Here is an 18,636-nt window from a genome sequence, read left to right as displayed (position 1 = left end):
TGATGGCTACTTGACATAGACCAGGCCGTCCGTCGTGATCGTCGGGCGGCCGCTGGTCGCAACGACCACGATCTTCACGGTGTGCTTGGCACTGCTCGACCAGGTCTTCGTCCAGATCGCCTGACGGTAGGCGGTCGTCGAGGACTTGAGGTCCACCGTGCTCACCTTCACGCCGTCGACGTACACGTACGCCTGACCGCTGCTGGATGCCCGGCTGACCACCCAGGAGGCCGAGCGCCCGGTGAAGGTCCAGCTCAGGCTGGCGCCCTTGGAGCTGCTGGAGTACGACTTCCCGCCCAGGTAGCTGGTGGACGAACGGCTCGTCCAGGTACCGGACTTGGTCGCCGAGGTCTCCTGGAGGATCACCGGCGTGAAGGAGGGCGACGAGGTGCGGGTGTTGCCGGCGTAGTCGTACGCCTTCATCGACCAGGTGGACGCCGTACCGGACTTGGCGGTCCGCTGGGAGCTGGTCGTGGTCGGGCCGAAGGTGGCCGTCGTCGGCGTCAGCAGGCTCACCGACTTCAGGGCCTGGCTGTCGGCGGCCTTCCAGCCGAGGGTGACCGGGACGGCGGTGGTGTTGACCGTGCCGGTGCGCAGGGAGAGCCTCGGCGCGGTGGAGAAGGTGGGCGCGGTGGTGTCCGTCACGACCTTCACCGCGGCGGTCGTCGTGGTCTTGCCCGACTGGTGCACGGCCCGTACGGCGACGGTGTGGCTGCCCGCGGCGAGCGTGGCGCCGACCGAGGTGGACGTGCCGGAGGCGGAGGCGGCGACCTGGCCGTCCACCAGCAGCTCGAACCTGGAGATCAGCGAACCCGGCGTGGTCGTCGACCACTTGGCGGTGATCGCGCCCTTCGTGTAGTACGTCGAGCCGGACAGGCCCGCGCCCGACAGCGAGGTCAGCTTCAGGCCCTGCACCGGGCCGGACGCCCAGGCGCGGACGGTGGGCAGCTGGTCGTAGAGGGAGCTGCCGGGGCACTGGGTGTTGTAGCCGTCGCGGTGCCCGGAGATCCGGTTGAAGGTGTACGAGCTGCCGCTGGTGAAGCTGGTGCCGAAGTAGTTCGTCTGGGTCGCACCCGCCTTGAGCTGCACGGTCGTCGCCGGGTCGGCGTCGTACTGGCCGAGCTTCCAGGCGGCGATCCGGGCGACCGACTCCAGGGCCGCGTTGCTCGCACCCGTCGTCGTGTAGTCGCCGAGGACCGCGATGCCGGCCGACTCACGGTTCCAGCCGTAGGTGTGCGCGCCGAGCACCGGGAGGTCGACGCCGCCCTTGCGGCCCTCGAAGATCGTGCCGCACTTGTCGACCAGGAAGTTGTAGCCGATGTCGTTCCAGCCGTTGGTCTGCGTGTGGTACGCGTAGATGCCCCGCACGATCGCCGCGGAGTCGGCGCACGAGTAGTCGTTCGTGCCGTCCGTGTGGTGCACGAAGACGGCCTTCACATCGGCGTTGTACTCCGAGGGATCCGGGCTGAGCGACTCGTCCGCGCCCCAGTCGGCGCGCGAGGTGATCGACGGCTCGGGCACGGTGGACGGCGGCGCGGTCGGGGTGCTCGTGGTGGCCGACGGGGTGGCGCTCGGGGACTCCTCGGCCACGAACGCGGCCGGCGCCGGCGCCTTCTGCTCGGCGGCGGTCGCCACGCCCGGGTCGACCAGGTTGACCTGGAGCCCCTTGGGCAGGCCCGTGCTGGTGGAGCCGTCCTTGTGGACGACCTGGACCTGGACGCCGTCGGAGGGGCCGACCCACAGCGGCTCGGAGGCGCCGCGCGCGTCGGCGCCGGCCTCCGGGTCCTGCAGCGGGTCGACATCCGCCTCCAGGTCCTTCCAGGCCGTCCACTCGCCGGTCTCGACACTGCGGGTACGGACCTGGGCGGTTCCGTGCAGCCGCGCCTTCGCGCCGGTCCAGGAGACGCCGAGCATCGAGAACTGCTTGGTCTCCGTGCGCGGCAGCTCCCGCCTGCCGCTCGCGCCGCCCTTCAGCGACAGGTCGTACACCTTCACCGGCCGCTTGGCCTGCCCCACGGCCCCCTGGCCGGAGGACGGGCTGGCGACGGCGTACGACACCACACCCCCGCCGCCCAGGACGACCGCCCCCAGCGTCAGCCAGGCCCGCTTCTTCATGCTCAGCGGTCTGTACGCACGCGTCCCACGAGGACTCAACTACCCCACCCCTAGAAAAAGACCATGAAGTCACACCAGTGCCACCTGTCACACACAGCACACGCGTGACACAGGTGGCACTTAGAACTCAGCGTCGACCTCTGGCCAAACGTCACACCTTTCGCGGCCCGTGACGTTCCCGGCCCCGCATCCGCTTGCTGAACGGGAGGTGGGGAGCCTCCCGCAGGTCGAGTGAGGGGTGGGGACCCATGAGCATGAGTACGGGTGACGAGCGCGTTCCGGGCGCGGACGGGATGCGGGCGTGTGCGACGGGCTTCGTCGCGCGCGTGACCGCCCGCAACCGACTGCCGCTGGACTACTCCGAGCGCAGCCTGCGGATCGTCGACTTCCTGGTCGACGGCCTGCGCAAAGGCGGCGCCGACCTCGAAGGGGCCCGGGAGACGCTGTTCGGGCTCGGGGCGTACGTCGGTGAGGTGCTGGTGCGCCGGGCGGGGGCGGTGTGGGTGGACCTCGACGCCGACCAGCGGGCGTATTTCGGCCAGCCGGTCGGCGTGCGGATGCCGGACGGGCGGGTGTGGAACCCCGTCGGCCGGGTCCATAACCGCTTCACTACGGGTGACCCCGAGGACTCCCTGCGCACCTTCTACCTGACCCTGCACGGCCGGACCCGCCCATCCCGCCGGCCCCCTGTGACACTTCCGTGACGCCGGACGCAGAGGTCGGTGGAGGCGTGCGCACGGACGGATGGCGCGCGGTACGGGTTCGGCAGAGCCCCCTTCGCACTCGTACGGACGAGGACAGTTGTTGGGCCAGGGACGGGAACCCCGCCGCGCACAGGCTTACGACGGGGAGCTGGGCGCGGCCGTCGCGCGGGCCCAGGAGGGCGACGAGGCCGCGTTCGCGGTCGCGTACCGGATCGTGCAGCCCGGACTGCTCGGCTATCTGCGCGGGATCGTCGGCGACGACGCCGAGGACGTGGCCTCCGACGCATGGCTGGAAATCGCCCGGGACCTCGGACGGTTCAAGGGTGACGGGGCGGGCTTCCGCGGCTGGACGGCGACGATCGCGCGGCACCGGGCGCTGGATCACCTGCGCCGGCAGAAGGTACGGCCGCGCTCCTCGGCGCTGGAACAGGACGTACTGGAGCTGCCGGGCCCGCACAGCACCCACGACCAGGCCCTGGAGGCGCTCTCCACCGAGCGCGCCCTGGAGCTGGTCCGCAGCCTGCCGCGCGACCAGGCGGAGGCGGTGCTGCTGCGTGTGGTGGTCGGCCTCGACGGCCCCGCCGCGGCCCGCGTCCTCGGCAAGCGCCCCGGCGCGGTACGCACCGCGGCCCACCGGGGCCTGAAGCGCCTCGCCGACCGGCTCGGCGGCGCGGGTGTGACGAATGAGGATCCCCGGACGCTGGGGGAGTCGAAATGAAGGACGACTGCGGCGGGAACGTCAACGGCCGCGAGACCGGTGGCGACCGGGTGGTCAGCTGCGGCGACGGAGGCGGCGATCGGATCGCCGTCGGCGGCGGTGGCGGTGGCGGTGGCTGGGAGGCGAACGGTCGCGGCGTCGGTGGCCGACGAGGTGCCGGTCGTGGCAGCTGCGGTAGCCGGGAGGCACAAGGCCGGAACGGCGGCGCTGGTCGGCAGGGTGTCGGTCGTAGCGGCGGCGGTGGCGCTCGGCAGGGTGTCGGTCGCGGTGGTGGCGGTGGTGCTCGGCAGGGTGTCGGTCGCGGTGGTGGCGGTGGCGCTCGGCAGGGCGTTGGTCGCAGTGGTGGCGGTGGCTGGGAGCCGCACGGCCGCGGCGGCGGTGGCGGTCGGCGAGGTGCCGGTCGTAGCGGCGGCGGATGCCGGGGCGCGAGCGGTGGGAGTGGCGGTGGCGCTCGGCAGGGCGTTGGTCGCGGCGGTGGTGCTGGTCGGCGCGGTCTCGGTCGTAGGTGCGGTGGGCGTGGCCGGTCGGGTGGCGGTGGTCGGGTGAACGCTCGTGGCGGGTGGGCCGTCATGGGTGGCAGGAGTGGTGGCGGCGGACGGTCGTCGTACATGGATGGATACGGATACGGACATGGGTGAGCGGCGGAGCGACGGCGGGGCGCACGGGCCTCGGCGTATGCACCCTGGCGCCGTGTCGGGCCCCGAGGACCGGGCGGCCGGCCCGGCGCTGGAGGAACTGCTGGCCGGCGCGATGCGCCCCGAGGCGCTGGACACCTCGGCCGAGCAGCAGGCGGTGGCGGCGTTCCGGGCCGCCCGGGACACCGGTGCGCTCAAGGCGCGGACCCGGCGCCGCGACGACTGGCGGCCGCGTGAGCAGCGCCGTACCCGCCGCTCCCTGAAGGTCACGCTCTCGCTGGCGCTGGCCGGTCTCACCCTGGGCGGTGTCGCGTACGCGGCGATCGGCACGGGCGGCGGCTCCGCACACGACGACGGCCACGCGGCCCGGCAGCACGAGCACCCGCCGACCGGCCCCTCGGCCTCGGCCCCGCGCACACCGGGCACCTCCGCCGCCACGCCGGACCGTCCGGCCACGGCGAAGGACACCGCGGCACACTGCCGGGCGTACGAGAACGTCAAGGACAGCGGCAAGGCCCTGCAGTCCACGGCCTGGCAACGGCTGATCGAGGCCGCGGGCGGCGAACAGAACGTGGCCGCCTACTGCGCCGAGCAACTGGGAGAGCCGACGGCCACGGCATCGGCGACCAAGCAGGGCAACAGCGGCAAGGCCGACAAGTCGGATGAGTCGGACGCGACCGTGAAGGCGAACAACGGCAAGAGTGCCGGCAAGGGCAACGGCAAGAACAACTGACCCTGCGGGCCCGGGAGTTCGGCACCGAAGCAACGGCCGGGGCCGCCACCCCCCACAGGAGAGGCCCCGGCCGTCGCGCGGTCGGGCCGCGCGGCGGCCCGTACTTCCTACAGCGCCATGACTGCGGTTTCTGTCACACCCGCACGCGAGCCGCCCCGTCACAAGGTGGTTGCAGGTTGTACGGACATGGACGAGCAGCGGTTTCAGGTCGTAACGTGCCTTTCGCGCCGGACGCGGATGACGAGTGACCATCGCAACGACCGGCGGCCACAACCGCGACCATCGACTGAGGAACCATCGGGTGCTGGGGGACGACGCGGAGCTGACCGCCGCGGTGCTTGCGGCACAGGACGGGAACGAGACCGCGTTCCGGACTGTGTACCGAGCGGTGCACCCGCGGCTGCTCGGCTACGTCCGCACCCTGGTCGGCGACCCGGACGCGGAGGACGTCGCCTCCGAGGCCTGGCTGCAGATAGCCCGTGACCTGGACCGGTTCGACGGCGACGCGGACCGCTTCCGCGGCTGGGCCGCCCGGATCGCCCGCAACCGCGCCCTGGACCACATACGCATGCGTGGCCGCCGTCCCGCGATAGGCGGCGACGAGACCGAGCTGACCGGCAAGGCCGCCGAGTCCGACACCGCGGGCGAGGCCATCGAGGCCCTGGCCACCGACCACACGCTCTCCCTCATCGCCAGACTCCCGCAGGACCAGGCCGAGGCCGTCGTACTGCGGGTGGTCGTGGGCCTCGACGCCAAGACCGCGGCGGAGACGCTGGGCAAGCGGCCCGGTGCCGTACGCACGGCGGCGCACCGCGGTCTCAAGCGCCTGGCCGAACTGCTCGGTGAGGATCCGGAATCGAGCGGCGGGCTCGACGCGCTGCCGCCCCAGCGAGAACCGCGCGACCGCGCGGTGACGTCCGCGAGTGTGACGCATATGCGCGCGCGGACGCAGAAGGACATGTGATGGCCGACGAGCAGTACAGGTGGCTGAACCGCGCAACGGCGGAGGCTTTGCTGCGCGGCGAGTCACTGGAAGCTGTCGACGCGACCGCCCGTGACCAGGCCGAACGCCTCGCGAAGGCCCTTGAGTCGCTCACCTCGCAGCCCTCGCCGACCAGCGCCGAACTCCCCGGCGAGGCCGCCGCACTGGCCGCCTTCCGCACGGCGAGGTCCCAGACGCGCGCGTCGGAGTCTCGCGCGTCGGAGTCTCGGGCGTCGGAATCCCGCGCGTCGATGGATGGCCGCGCCTCGACGGACGCCCGTGCTTTGGCGGATGGCCGCACCTCGATGGGGGGTCGTGCATCGGCGGATGCCCGCGCGTCGACGGACGCCCGCACGTCGATGAGCGGCCGTGATTCGGCGGATGACCGCGCTTCGACGGACGCCCGTGATTCGGCGGACAGCCGCACCGCGATGGGTGGCCGCGTTTCCGCGGATGGCCGGACCTCCATGGATGCCCACGCTTCGGCGGACGTCCCCACCTCAGGTACCGCCGCCGGGCGGCGCGCCCGTGTCGAGCAGGCCGTTGCCGGGCGGCGTGCCCGGGGGCATGCCTCTGACGCCGGGCTTGTCCGGATCGGTGGGCGGGTTGGCGGGGACGACAGGCGGCGTGCCCTGAGCCGGCCCATGCGCTTCGGGCTCACTGCCGTGCTGGCGGCCGGCATGGCCGGTGGCGTCGGTGTCGCGGCCACGAGCGGAATCCTGCCGATCGGCGGTGACGACCCGAACCCCGCCGCCTCGGTCTCGGCCGCCGTCACCCCGGACCGCCCCCTGGTCTCGCCCTCGCCGAACGGCCTGCTGGGCAAGCCCACCCCCGACGGCTCGACCGGTGCCGACGGCAGCGCCACCCCGCAGCACACGCCGAGCCCCGGCTCCTCGGAGAAGTCCGGCGCCGAGGCCGGTGCCTGGTGGTGGAAGCAGCACGCCCCGTCCACCTGCCGCGACGCGCTCGGCGGCAAGGAACTCGAACCCAACCGCAAGCAGGCGCTGGAGACCGCGGCGGGCGGCCTGGCCCCCGACCGCGTCCGGAAGTACTGCAAGAACGTCCTCGCCGGCACCGGCGCCACCTCCCGCGACGGCAAGAAGAGCGGCAAGGGCCAGGAGGGGGCCGGCGTCGGCGGCCAGGGTGAGCAGGGCGGCCAGGGCAACGGCAACGGCACCGGCAACGGTCAGGGCGAGCAGGGCGGCGGCCGGAACAGCGGCGGTCAGGGCGGTGACGACGACGGCAATCACATAGCCCCCGGTGAGGGCGGCTCCGGCGATGGCGGCGACGTCCAGGACACCGTCACGCCCCTGCTCCCCGGGCATGTCCTGACGACCGAGTCCCCGGCGCCGGTGCCGGACCCCACGTACAGCGCGCTCTGAGCCTGTCGCACCCGCGGCGACCCACGATGACCTGCGATGACCTGCGATGACGTACCACCCGAAGTTTTTTCGGCCGGGTCAGTAACGTTTTCGGCCGCGGCGACGCAGTACTGAGTGAGCCGACTGGTCATCGGCCGTCGCACAGAGCCGGGGTTCCCCCCGTACCCACGGCTCGTGCACCTCGGCGCGGGCGGGACACGTTCCCCCGGTCCCGCCCGCGCCCCGCACATCACCAGTACACGACGACCTTGTCGCCGTTCCTCACCTGCGCGTACAGATCGGCGATCGCCGCCTCGTCCCGGACGTTGACGCAGCCGTGCGAGCCGCCGGAGTAGCCGCGTGCCGCGAAGTCGTAGGAGTAGTGCACGGCCTGGCCGCCGCTGAAGAACATGGCGTACGGCATCGAGGAGTCGTACAGGGTCGACCAGTGGTGGCGCGACTTCCAGTAGACGTGGAAGACGCCCTCGCGGGTGGGGGTGCCGGTCGCGCCGAAGCGTACGGACATCTCCGACACCGTCCGGCCGTCGATCATCCAGCGCAGGGTCCGGGTGGTCTTGTCGATGCACAGCACCCGCCCGGTCAGACACCGCGGATCGGGTGCGCCGGCGGGCTGCCCGCCCATCAGGTACAGGTCCCACTTCCCGGGCTCGTGCGTCATCTTCGTCAGCCGTTGCCAGGTGACGGTGTTCGTCTCGCCGGTCTTCGGCAGCCCACGCTTGCCCTGGAAACCCTTGACCGCGTCCTCGGTGAGGTCGTCGTACGTCCCCGTCGGCCCGTCGAACAACCACTCCACCTGCCGCAGCCGGGCCTGCAGCTCCCGCACGTCACGTCCCGAGTCGCCGCGCTTCCACAGCACGGGGGCGAGGGCTCCCGCCGTGGCCGTCGGAGTCCCGCTCGGCTTGTCGTCCCCCTTCGTCGACGAGGACGACGAGGATGAAGAGGACGAAGAGGATGAAGGGGACGACGGGGGCTTGGTGCTCGGCAGTTCGATGTGTACGGGCGAGTGGCCCTTGCCGTCGGCGCCCTGCACCGTGCACCCGCTCGCGGCGACCAGACCCGCCGCCACCACCACCGCGGCCGCGGCGCTCGCTCTCCCCATGCCGGTAGTACGCAACACGACTCCCGCCGTCTCACCGATGAGCACGCATGTCACTTCAGATGCTGCCCGCGGGCGACTGGTTGCGAACGGCGGCGCATTGAGGTGACCTGGACTGCGACGGGGCCGTCGGCGAGGGAGGCATCACACCCATGGCGCGTGAGTCGGAGTCCGGACTGCCCATCGAACCGGTCTACGGGCCCGCGGACCTGGCGGGCTGGGACCCGGCCGAGAAGCTGGGCGAGCCGGGCTCGTACCCCTTCACCCGCGGGGTCTACCCGTCGATGTACACGGGCCGCCCCTGGACGATGCGCCAGTACGCCGGCTTCGGCACGGCGACGGAGTCCAACGCCCGCTACCGGCAGCTGATCGCCCACGGCACCACGGGACTGTCGGTCGCCTTCGACCTCCCGACCCAGATGGGCCACGACTCCGACGCCCCCATCGCGCACGGCGAGGTGGGCAAGGTGGGGGTGGCCGTCGACTCGATCGACGACATGCGGGTTCTGTTCGACGGGATCCCGCTGGACAAGGTCTCGACGTCGATGACGATCAACGCGCCGGCCGCGCTGCTGTTGCTGCTGTACCAGCTGGTGGCGGAGGAGCAGGGGGTCGCGGCCGACCGCCTGACGGGCACGATCCAGAACGACGTCCTGAAGGAGTACATCGCGCGAGGGACGTACATCTTCCCGCCCAAGCCCTCCCTCCGCCTCATCGCGGACATCTTCAAGTACTGCCGGGCCGAGATCCCGAAGTGGAACACGATCTCGATCTCCGGCTACCACATGGCGGAGGCGGGGGCGTCTCCCGCGCAGGAGATCGCCTTCACGCTCGCCGACGGCATCGAGTACGTCCGCACGGCGGTCGCGGCGGGCATGGACGTCGACGACTTCGCGCCCCGCCTGTCCTTCTTCTTCGTCTCCCGTACGACGATCCTGGAGGAGGTCGCCAAGTTCCGTGCGGCGAGGCGCATTTGGGCGCGGGTGATGCGGGACGAGTTCGGCGCCCGCGACCCCAAGTCGCAGATGCTGCGCTTCCACACCCAGACCGCGGGCGTCCAGCTGACGGCCCAGCAGCCGGAGGTGAACCTGGTCCGGGTCGCGGTCCAGGGCCTCGCGGCGGTCCTCGGCGGCACCCAGTCCCTCCACACCAACTCCTTCGACGAGGCGATCGCGCTGCCGACGGACAAGAGCGCGCGTCTCGCTCTCCGTACGCAGCAGGTGCTGGCGTACGAGACGGACGTGACCGCGACCGTCGACCCCTTCGCGGGCTCGTACGTGATCGAGCGGATGACGGACGACGTGGAGGCGGCGGCGCTCGACCTGATGCGCAAGGTGGAGGACCTGGGCGGCGCGGTCTCGGCCATCGAGCACGGCTTCCAGAAGAACGAGATCGAGCACAACGCGTACCGCATCGCGCAGGAGACGGACTCCGGGGAGCGGGTGGTGGTGGGCGTGAACCGCTTCCAGCTGGACGAGGAGGAACCGTACGAACCGCTACGGGTGGACCCGGCGATCGAGGCCCAGCAGGCGGAGCGGCTGGCGCGGCTGCGGGCGGAGCGGGACCAGGGGGCGGTGGACTCTGCGCTTGCGGCCCTGAAGAAGGCGGCGGAGGGGGAGGAGAACGTCCTGTATCCGATGCGGGAGGCGTTGAGGGCTCGGGGGACGGTGGGGGAGGTGTGTGGCGCGCTGCGGGAGGTCTGGGGGACTTACGTGCCGAGCGAGGTGTTTTGAGGATCTACTGTTGGATGCGCTAAGTGACTGTCCCTGTCCGGAGAGGAGTCGTCGGCATGGCATGGTCGCGGCGGACCGGTGTGCTTGAAGCTGAAGCCTGGCTGACCCGGGAGCTGGAGGGGTATCGCGGGGAGGTGCTCTACGGACGGCTGACCGCGACCCCCTTGGCTGACGCCGTGCATCAGGTGATCTTGACCGACGTGGCACACGCGTTCTCCGGGGCCGGCGCCCGCGAGGCCGGGTTGAAATGTCTACTGGGCATCGGCCTCTGGTTGCCGACAGGCTCGGACGACTTCGCGGTCCCGGACCTTTCCGTGGTCGAGCAGGACTTCCGAGGGAAGCATGTCCAGCACAATTGCTACGCACCGGATGGATTCCGGCTGGTAATGGAAGTGACCGCCGACAACTGGTCCGACGATCTCGGCCCCAAGGCCGAGTGCTACGCCCAGGCAGGCATCCCCGCCTACCTCATCGCCGACCGCAAACACGACGAGGTTCTGCTCTACACCGACCCGGTCGACGGCAAATACCCCGACCCCGCCCGCTACAAGCGAGGCCAGTCCGTCCCCGTTCCGGAGTCCGTCGGTGTGACGCTCGACCTTTCCGTCGACACCCTCCTCGACGGCGACGACTGAAACCCGGATGAAGGGTGTCGTACCCGCATGCGACACTCCTTCTCATGTTCGGCGTCATCGATCTCCCCACCTACCTGGCAGGCCTCGTCCTGATCGTCCTGCTGCCCGGGCCCAACTCGCTCTACGTGCTGTCCGTCGCCGCGCGCAAGGGCATCCGGGCCGGGTACACCGCCGCCGCCGGCGTCTGGTGCGGGGACACCGTGCTGATGACCCTCTCCGCCGCCGGGGTCGCTTCCCTGCTGCAGGCCAACGCCGTGCTGTTCGGGATCGTGAAGTACGCCGGCGCCGGGTACCTGACCTGGCTCGCGATCGGGATGATGCGGGCCGCGTGGGGGATGTGGAAGGCGCGCAGGGAACAGGCCGTCGAGGAGAGCCCGGCCGGCGTCTCGTACGAGCGGCCCTACCGGCGGGCTCTCGTCGTCAGCCTCTTCAACCCCAAGGCGATCCTCTTCTTCGTCGCCTTCTTCGTGCAGTTCGTCGACCCCGGGTACGCCTACCCCGCCCTCTCCTTCGTCGTCCTCGGCGCCTTCGCCCAGCTCGCCAGCTTCCTCTACCTCAGCGCGCTGATATTCGGCGGCACCAAGCTGGCCGCCGCCTTCCGTCGCCGTAAGCGGCTTTCGGCCACGGCGACTTCGGCGGCGGGAGCGTTGTTCCTGGGCTTCGCGGTGAAGCTGTCGCTTGCCAGTGCCTAGCGGATGCCCAGTCGGGTGAGGTAGCCCGCGAGACCGGTCGAGGTGTCGCCCGCCCAGCCGACGTAACCGTCCGGCCGGACCAGGAAGAGACCGGTGCCGTACGACTCCTGCGCCGCAGGACCGCGGACCACCCGCACCCCCTCCGGCAGTTCGGGCGCCTCCACGCCCAGCGCCAGCAGCGTCCAGTGCGGTCCGCGGAACGTGTCGAAGAGCCGTACCCCTTCCATCGTGCCGTCCGGCGCGCGGTCGCCCGCCCGCACCTCGGACATGCTCGCCCGCGTCTCCTCCGTAAGCGATGACTCCCGGTAGCCCAGCCCCAGTTGGATCGTCGCCGCGCCCCGCCTCACCTCGCCGCGGTGCACGCCCGTCGAGATGCCCAGCATGTGTGCCGCGATCGGGCGGCGCTCCTCCTCGTAGGTGTCCAACAGCGAAGCCGGTGCGGAGCCACGGAGTACCGCCCCCAGCTTCCAGCCCAGGTTGTACGCGTCCTGGACGCTGGTGTTCAGGCCCTGCCCGCCCGCGGGGGAGTGGATGTGCGCCGCGTCCCCGGCGAGGAACACGCGGCCGCTGCGGAAGGCGTCCGCGAGGGCCGCCCGGGGGCGGAAGTCCGAGGCCCAGCGGACCTCCGTGACGTCCTCGGGCGAGAGGTGCGAGCGCGCTGCCGCCACCTTGCGGATGCCGTCCAGGGACAGGTCCATCGCCGTGCCCTCCGGGAACTGCGCGACCAGCTGGAAGTCCTCCGTGCCGGCCAGCGGGCAGATCGCCATGAAGCCGACCTCGCCGTCCGCGCTCGGCGGGAACACGTGCCAGTTGTCGCGGTCGAGACCGGTGATGCGTACGTCCGCCACCAGGACCGGGTCCGGGTCGACCGTCTCGCCGGTCATGCCGATGCCGAGCGTTCGCCGTACGACCGAACGGCCGCCGTCCGCGGCGACCAGATACCGGGCGCTCACCTCCGGGCCCGACGCGAAGCGGACCGTCACCGTCTTCTCGTCCTGCTCGACGCCGACGACCTCCCGGCCGAACTCGACCCGGCCGCCCAGCTCCGCCAGGCGCCCGAACAGGATCTCCTGCGTCCGCCACTGCGGCACCATCCACGGCACGTTGAACGCCGAGCCCGCCGACGCCGCCTTCACCTCGTCCTCGTCGAACATCTTGTGCTCGCCGACCCGCTTGCCGTCCTGCCAGATCATCCCGGTCGGGTAGGGCCCGCCGTGAGTGCGGATCCCGTCCAGCACGCCGAGGTCCTCCAGGACCTCCATCGTGCGCGGCTGGATGCCCTTGCCGCGCGAGCCGGGGAACAGCCCGTCCGCCTTCTCCACCACCACCGCGTCCACCCCGCGCCGCGCGAGGTCGATCCCGAGGGCCAGCCCGGTCGGGCCCGCGCCCACGACCACCACGTCCACGACGTCCGTCGTCCCGCTCATGATCCATCTCCTTAACGCTGTTAAGTTCCGTTGACTCCGAGAATGGCCTTAACGCTGTTAAGCTGTCAAGCGTGAGTACGGAGAAACGCGCGCCCCTCGACCGCAAGCGGGTCGCCGACACCGCCCTGAAGCTGCTGAACGAGGTCGGCCTGGACGGCCTGAGCCTGCGGGTCATCGCCCGCGAGCTGGACGTCAAGGCACCCGCCCTGTACTGGCACTTCAAGGACAAACAGGCGCTGCTCGACGAGATGGCGACGGAGATGTACCGCCGGATGGTCGCCGGGGCCGCGCTGGATCCGGACGACACCTGGCAGGAGCGACTGCTCAAGGCCAACCGCGGACTGCGTGCCGCGCTGCTCGGCTACCGGGACGGCGCCAAGGTCTACAGCGGCTCACGGTTCACGGGCACGGACCACGCACGGGAGATGGAGGAGAACCTGCGGCTGTTCACGGCGGCCGGGTTCAGCCTCGCGGAGGCCGCGCGGGCCGCCTCGACCGCGCACGCGTACACCATCGGTTTCGTCACAGAGGAGCAGGGCGTGAGGCCCATGCCCGACGAGCGGCGGGAGGGGTACGACATCGAGGAACGGGCCCGGCTGCTGGCCGACTTCCCGCTGTCGGCCGCGGTGGGCCAGGAGATCTTCCAGGGCTACGACGAGGGGTTCGAGGAGGGGCTCGCACTGGTCATCGCCGGCATCGAGGCCCGCTATCGGCCCTCACTATGACGGTCGGAGCCGCTCACGCCGACTCCAACGCCCGCTTCAGCCGCGGTCCGAACGGCACCTCCACGAACCGGTGCAGCAGCCAGGCCAGGCCCAGCAGGGACAGCACGGTGAGGGCGAGGGTCACGTCCGCGGGTACGCCGAGCGTCGCGTGCAGCAGGCGGACGACCGGCCAGCCCAGATGTTCGTGGACCAGGTAGAAGGGGTACGTCAGCGCGCCCGCCGCGGTCAGCCAGGGCCAGTTCGCCCAGCCGAGGCGGCCGAGCGCGATCGCCGTGACGGCGGCGAAGCCGAGGGTCACCACCAGCATGATCCCGAGCACCGACCGGTTGGCGAACGCGTCCGCGCTCGGCGCCCGCCACAGCCCCGCCACCGCGTGGTGCTGCCCGATCAGCCAGCTCCCGGCCACGATCGCCCACGCGTACACGTCCCGCCGGTCCCGGTGGACCAGGTAGAGGCCGACGCCGCCGACGAAGAAGGGCGCGTGCTCGGGCATCAGGACGATGTCGAGGAGCGGCTCGTGGGCGCCCCGCGCGACCGCCGCCGCCAGTGTCCAGCCCGCGCAGAACAGGACCACCCGGCGCCGGGTCGCGCCCGGCGCCACGACCAGCAGGGCGAACAGCGCGTAGAAGCGGACCTCCGCCCACAGCGTCCAGCACACCCCGAGCACCCGGTCCGCGCCGAGCGGCTGCTGAAGCATCGTCAGGTTCACCAGGGCGTCACTCGGCGAGACGGTCTCGAAGGCGACCACCGGCAGCGCGAACACCGCCGTGACGAGCAGGACAGCCGCCCAGTAGGCGGGCAGCAGCCGGGCCGCGCGCGAGGCGAAGAACGACTTCAGCGGGCGGCCCCAGCCGCTCAGGGAGATCACGAATCCGCTGATGACGAAGAACACCTGCACACCGAGGCAGCCGTAGGCAAAATACGTGTGCAGGGTGGGGAACTGCTCGCGCGCGGAGCTTCCCCAGGCCCTGCTCACCTCGCCGTCCCGCCCGCCGAAGTGATACACCGCCACCATCAGCGCGGCGATCAGTCGCAGTCCGTCCAGCGCCCGCAGCCGGCCCCTGCACGATTGGCCCGAATCGTGAAGAAGGCTTGGTTGACGAGCAAACGATTCTCTCTCCAGTACCAATCGGTTCACCTGAATGTCGTTTTCGCTACCTAATTTTTCCCAGCATCCCCCCTTAGCGCGGTAAACCCGTCGAGCGACTCGGTCATCCGCAGCTACTTCACAGCAATGACTCAGCATGAGTTGGTCAATACCCAGGAGCGCCATGACGAGGGTCCAGAACAGACGGGCACGCGTACGCGGAGGGGAGCTGGACGACTGCCTGCGGGCCTGCGCCGCGCACAGCGGCAAACTCGTCGGCAGCATCGACCGCCGCCGCGTCGAACTCGCCGAGCAGCTGCGCAAGCTGCTCGTCGTGTGGGGCACGACGGCCGCAGGCGCACCCGCGCCCGCCCCGGCCGGCGGTGCCACCGCGCTGCTCAAGCGTGCCGTGAAGGGCGCCGCGACCCCCTCCGCCACCATCGGCAACGAACTGCTCGACGCACTCCTCGCCGTCGCCAACAAGGCGCTTGAGGCCGGTTACGACGACGAGCTGAACCTCGCCCTGGTGATCAGCGACACCGTCCTCGCCCAGCGCAAGAACTCCCGCGCCGGCTGGCGGCTGCGCGCCCGCCTCCTGGAGGCCCTCGGCGAGGAGGCGGAGGCGCTGGAGGCGTACGAGAAGTACCTGGAGCTCACCAACGACGACGGCTTCGGCGTCAAGAACCGCATCGCCGGCCTGCGCATCGCCGGCGAGAAGGAGCGCGAGCTGCTCGCCCTGCTGCGCCGCCAGGTCCCGCGCGCCGAGGAGTTCACCCGCCGCCCCGCCACCGACGTGTGGGCCGAGGGCCTCGCCGCGCACGCCGTCGGCGACTGGGCCGAGGCCGAGCCCCGCCTGGTGGGCGCGCTGCTGCGGCTGGCCGACGAGGAAGCCCCCGTGGGCGACCGCCAGGAGCTGCTCAGCCAGTACCTGGACCTGCGCACCACCGCCCCCGGCGTCGACCTGCCCGCCCTCACCGAGGCCCTCGCGCTCTACGCCGAGCAGCGCCGCGCCCGGATGCGCGGACCCGTCGCCGACCCCACCATCGGCGGCGTGCAGTGGATCAGCCTGGGCGAGTTCCGCAACCAGATCGCCGGCAAGTCCATCTGCCTGATCGCCAACTCCGGCCGGGTGGGCGAGAGTTCGATGGGCGCCGAGATCGACGCGTACGACCTGGTCGTCCGCTTCAACTCGTACAAGATCGATCCGAAGCACACCGGCAGCAAGACGGACATCCACGCCACCATCCACAAGCACGGCTTCAACTGGGAGAAGCAGGTCACCACCCGCCTGGTCTTCGGCGGCATCTCCGGCGACTGGAAGTACTCCCTGCGCAACCGCCTGGTGCCCGGCGCCCAGACCTTCCTCGGTGACGAGTCGCTGCGCTGGCCCATGCGCAACATCGGCAAGGTCCCCACCGAGGCCTGGTCCGGCATCCCGACCACCGGCTTCAACATGCTGTGGCTGCTGGACTTCCTGGACGTCAGCCCGAAGCTCGACCTGATCGGCTTCGACTTCTACGAGAGCGGCGCCTACCGCGTGCAGGAGGCCATGAAGCTGGCCATCACGTCCGTGCACGAATACACCAGCGAGAAGGACTGGGTCATGCAGCGTGCCCAGAGCGTGACCGACATGAGGATATCCCTGCGATGACGACCACCACCCTGTCCGCGGCCCAGGGCCCGGTGACCGACGCCTCTGCGCTCACCGGCAAACGGAAGATCGCCTTCGCGAGCTTCGTCGACGAGAACTACCTGCCCGGCTTCCTCGCCCTGCTGCGCAGCCTCGCGCTGTCCAACCCGGGCGTGTGCGAGGACTTCGTCGTCCTCTACGACGACCTGCGCCCCGGCTCGATCGCCAAGATCCGCGCCCTGCACCCGCGGATCGTGATGAAGCGGGTCGACGCCGACCACTACGACTCGTACAAGAAGGGCGACCAGGACAACTACCTGGTCCGCAAGGCGTACTTCATCCTGGACGTCTTCAGGATCCGGGAGTACGACACCGTCATCACCCTCGACACCGACATGGTGGTCCTGGGCGACCTGACCGAACTCCTCCAGCTGCGCGAGGGGTTGGCTGCCGTCCCGCAGTTCTTCTACGGGCAGCACAAGCTCAACTCCGGTCTGCTGGTCATCCAGCGCGAGTACCTGAGCGACGCCTTCTGCGCCAAGCTCGACAAGTGCGGCCGCTCCGGCGACTACGAGCTCGACAAGCACGACCAGGGCATCCTCAACTCCGTCCTGGACGGCGACTTCGTCCGCCTCGACGCCCGCTACAACTTCGTCAAGCGGCGGCTGTCGGGCGACCTGCCGGTCCCCGAGGACACCGCGATCCTGCACTTCACCGGCCGCCACAAGCCCTGGCAGGGCGGCGAGGCCGGGTACGCGCAGGCCGAGGAGCGCTGGCGCGAGTTCGAGCTGACCGACGCCGAGTTCCACGCCGCCTACCTGGAGCAGCAGGGCGGCCTCCACCACGACCTGCTCGTCCACTACGGCACCCCGCACGTCGCCCGCACCGGCGACGTCGAGGTCGCCCGCAAGGTCGCCGCCGCGCACATCGCGAACGGCGACTACCAGGACGCCGTCGACATCCTGTCCAGCGTGCGCATCCCGCTCGACGAGGCCTGGCCGCACGAGGTGCTCGGCCACGCCCTGATGAGCGTCTCCCGCTACGACGAGGCCAAGGCCCAGCTGCTGCTCGCCACCGCCGCCCCCAACCGGGCCGCGACCGCGTACGCCCGGCTCGCCCAGATCGCCTGGGTGCACGGCGACAACGCCACCGCGCTCAAGCACGCCACGGCAGGCATCTCCGTCGACCCCACCCACCGGCCCAGCCGCCTGTGGGTGCAGCGCGCCGCCAGCGTCCCGGCGCAGGAACTCGGCGCCCCCGAGGACCAGTTGGCGCACGTCGCCTTCTACATGGACCGGCAGGGCAACGCGGGCGACAAGCTGCTCCCGGAGTCCGTCCGTTCCGCCTTCGGCCCGGACACCACCTCCCGGCGCTGGCACTCCGTGCATGCTCACCGCCTCTTCGACGAGGCCGCCCTGGAGCGGGTCAACCGCCGGCGAGGCCTGGTCATCGGCGGCGGTGGCCTGTTCATCCCGGACACCATGCCGAACGGCAACAGCGCCTGGCAGTGGAACGTCCCGGACGAGCTGATGAAGCGCATCGACGTGCCGATCGCGGTCTTCGCCGTCGGCTTCAACGCCTTCGACGGACAGTCCTACCGCGCGGGCCGCTTCCGCGAGTCGCTGCGCCTGCTGGTCGAGCAGTCCTCCTTCTTCGGCCTGCGCAACCACGGTTCGATCGCGAAGGTGCGGGCCATGGTCCCGGCCCACCTGCACGACAAGATCCGCTTCCAGCCCTGCCCCACCACGGTCACCCGCCAGCTGACGCCCGGCTGGCAGGACCCGGCGAAGCGGGACGACACGATCCTGATCAACGCCGCCTACGACCGCGCGGGCCTGCGCTTCGGCCACGACTACGACTACTTCCTGGCCCAGATGGCCAAGGCGGTACGGGACCTGGGCGAGCTGGCCGAGGTCCAGTGCGTCGCGCACTCCCTCGACGACGAGAAGATCGCCTTCGACCTGCGCCGCGAGCACGGCATCTCGATGCCCGTCATCCCGATGTACGACTTCGAGAACAAGGAGATCCTCGATCTCTACGCCCGCACCAAGCTGGTGATCGGCATGCGCGGCCACGCGGGCATGATCCCGTTCGGCGTCGGCACGCCCATCATCAGTCTGATCTCGCACCCGAAGATGGCGTACTTCCTGAACGACATCGAGCGGCCCGAGTGGGGCGTCTCCGTCCACGACCGCCATCTCGCCGCCCGCCTGGTCGAGCGCTCCCGGGACCTGCTCGCGGACCACGCGAAGACGGTGGCCGACGTGCACGGCCGCCAGCAGGAGCTGTGGAAGGTCACCGAGGCCAACGCCTCCGACCTGCGGGTCATCCTGGGAAGCTGA

Annotated in this window: 16 protein-coding genes; 12 read left to right on the top strand and 4 right to left on the bottom strand. The window is 70.9% G+C overall.

Annotation, left to right across the window (positions count from 1 at the left end; genetic code table 11):
- Positions 1-6: 6 nt before the first annotated feature.
- Positions 7-2,115 (bottom strand): peptidoglycan recognition protein family protein, encoded by a 2,109-nt coding sequence (locus MQP27_RS33360; protein ID WP_242771715.1) that lies wholly within the window; start codon positions 2,113-2,115, stop codon positions 7-9.
- 254 nt (positions 2,116-2,369) lie between these two features.
- Between MQP27_RS33360 and MQP27_RS33355 the strand changes: the two genes are divergently transcribed.
- The 6 genes from MQP27_RS33355 to MQP27_RS33330 all read left to right on the top strand — a co-directional run bounded on the left by MQP27_RS33355 (position 2,370) and on the right by MQP27_RS33330 (position 7,269).
- A complete protein-coding gene (locus MQP27_RS33355; protein WP_242772764.1) occupies positions 2,370-2,819 on the top strand; it encodes a hypothetical protein in 450 nt (149 codons plus the stop codon).
- A gap of 100 nt (positions 2,820-2,919) precedes the next feature.
- On the top strand, positions 2,920-3,537 hold the full coding sequence (locus MQP27_RS33350) for an RNA polymerase sigma factor (RefSeq protein ID WP_242771712.1): 618 nt from the start codon (positions 2,920-2,922) through the stop codon (positions 3,535-3,537).
- Positions 3,538-3,699: 162 nt separating this feature from the next.
- On the top strand, positions 3,700-4,083 hold the full coding sequence (locus tag MQP27_RS33345; RefSeq protein WP_242771709.1) for a hypothetical protein: 384 nt from the start codon (positions 3,700-3,702) through the stop codon (positions 4,081-4,083).
- Positions 4,084-4,227: 144 nt separating this feature from the next.
- Positions 4,228-4,905: a hypothetical protein gene (locus MQP27_RS33340; protein WP_242771706.1), complete on the top strand. Its 678-nt coding sequence runs from the start codon at positions 4,228-4,230 to the stop codon at positions 4,903-4,905.
- Between the two features lie 301 nt (positions 4,906-5,206).
- The gene (locus tag MQP27_RS33335) at positions 5,207-5,869 is read left to right on the top strand and encodes an RNA polymerase sigma factor (protein WP_242772763.1); all 663 of its coding nucleotides are present in this window, start codon (positions 5,207-5,209) and stop codon (positions 5,867-5,869) included.
- A 662-nt stretch (positions 5,870-6,531) separates the two neighbouring features.
- Positions 6,532-7,269 (top strand): hypothetical protein, encoded by a 738-nt coding sequence (locus MQP27_RS33330; RefSeq protein ID WP_242771690.1) that lies wholly within the window; start codon positions 6,532-6,534, stop codon positions 7,267-7,269.
- A 229-nt stretch (positions 7,270-7,498) separates the two neighbouring features.
- Here the strand turns inward: MQP27_RS33330 and MQP27_RS33325 are convergent, their stop codons facing one another.
- A complete protein-coding gene (locus tag MQP27_RS33325) occupies positions 7,499-8,368 on the bottom strand; it encodes a L,D-transpeptidase family protein (RefSeq protein WP_242771686.1) in 870 nt (289 codons plus the stop codon).
- Positions 8,369-8,517: 149 nt separating this feature from the next.
- On the opposite strand from MQP27_RS33325, the gene MQP27_RS33320 reads away from it, so the two are divergent.
- The 3 genes from MQP27_RS33320 to leuE are packed head-to-tail and all read left to right on the top strand — an operon-like array spanning position 8,518 to position 11,425.
- Positions 8,518-10,098 carry an acyl-CoA mutase large subunit family protein gene (locus MQP27_RS33320; protein WP_242771683.1) on the top strand — a complete coding sequence of 527 codons (1,581 nt, stop codon included), beginning with the start codon at positions 8,518-8,520 and terminating at the stop codon, positions 10,096-10,098.
- Positions 10,099-10,154: 56 nt separating this feature from the next.
- Entirely contained in the window at positions 10,155-10,733 is a 579-nt protein-coding gene (locus MQP27_RS33315; RefSeq protein WP_242771680.1) for a Uma2 family endonuclease, read from the top strand.
- A gap of 44 nt (positions 10,734-10,777) precedes the next feature.
- The gene (gene leuE, locus MQP27_RS33310; protein WP_242771677.1) at positions 10,778-11,425 is read left to right on the top strand and encodes a leucine efflux protein LeuE; all 648 of its coding nucleotides are present in this window, start codon (positions 10,778-10,780) and stop codon (positions 11,423-11,425) included.
- Here leuE and MQP27_RS33305 read toward each other — a convergent pair.
- Positions 11,422-12,852 carry an FAD-dependent oxidoreductase gene (locus tag MQP27_RS33305; RefSeq protein WP_242771674.1) on the bottom strand — a complete coding sequence of 477 codons (1,431 nt, stop codon included), beginning with the start codon at positions 12,850-12,852 and terminating at the stop codon, positions 11,422-11,424. The genes leuE and MQP27_RS33305 overlap by 4 nt on opposite strands.
- Positions 12,853-12,923: 71 nt before the next feature.
- Between MQP27_RS33305 and MQP27_RS33300 the strand changes: the two genes are divergently transcribed.
- Positions 12,924-13,577 carry a TetR/AcrR family transcriptional regulator C-terminal domain-containing protein gene (locus MQP27_RS33300; protein WP_242771671.1) on the top strand — a complete coding sequence of 218 codons (654 nt, stop codon included), beginning with the start codon at positions 12,924-12,926 and terminating at the stop codon, positions 13,575-13,577.
- Positions 13,578-13,590: 13 nt separating this feature from the next.
- On the opposite strand, the gene MQP27_RS33295 is transcribed toward MQP27_RS33300, so the two are convergent.
- Positions 13,591-14,706: an acyltransferase family protein gene (locus MQP27_RS33295; protein WP_372511392.1), complete on the bottom strand. Its 1,116-nt coding sequence runs from the start codon at positions 14,704-14,706 to the stop codon at positions 13,591-13,593.
- A 142-nt stretch (positions 14,707-14,848) separates the two neighbouring features.
- Between MQP27_RS33295 and MQP27_RS33290 the strand changes: the two genes are divergently transcribed.
- Positions 14,849-16,315, top strand: a complete 1,467-nt coding sequence (locus MQP27_RS33290) for a glycosyltransferase family 29 protein (protein WP_242771668.1) — start codon at positions 14,849-14,851, stop codon at positions 16,313-16,315.
- Entirely contained in the window at positions 16,312-18,636 is a 2,325-nt protein-coding gene (locus MQP27_RS33285) for a glycosyltransferase (protein ID WP_242771652.1), read from the top strand. The genes MQP27_RS33290 and MQP27_RS33285 overlap by 4 nt, the downstream gene beginning before the upstream one ends.

Origin of the sequence: Streptomyces cylindrosporus, from assembly GCF_022698165.1 — a bacterium.
GTDB classification, from domain to species: Bacteria; Actinomycetota; Actinomycetes; order Streptomycetales; family Streptomycetaceae; genus Streptomyces; species Streptomyces cylindrosporus.
The sequence above is the reverse complement of the archived record's forward strand: the minus strand, read 5'-3'. Positions and strand labels throughout refer to the sequence as shown.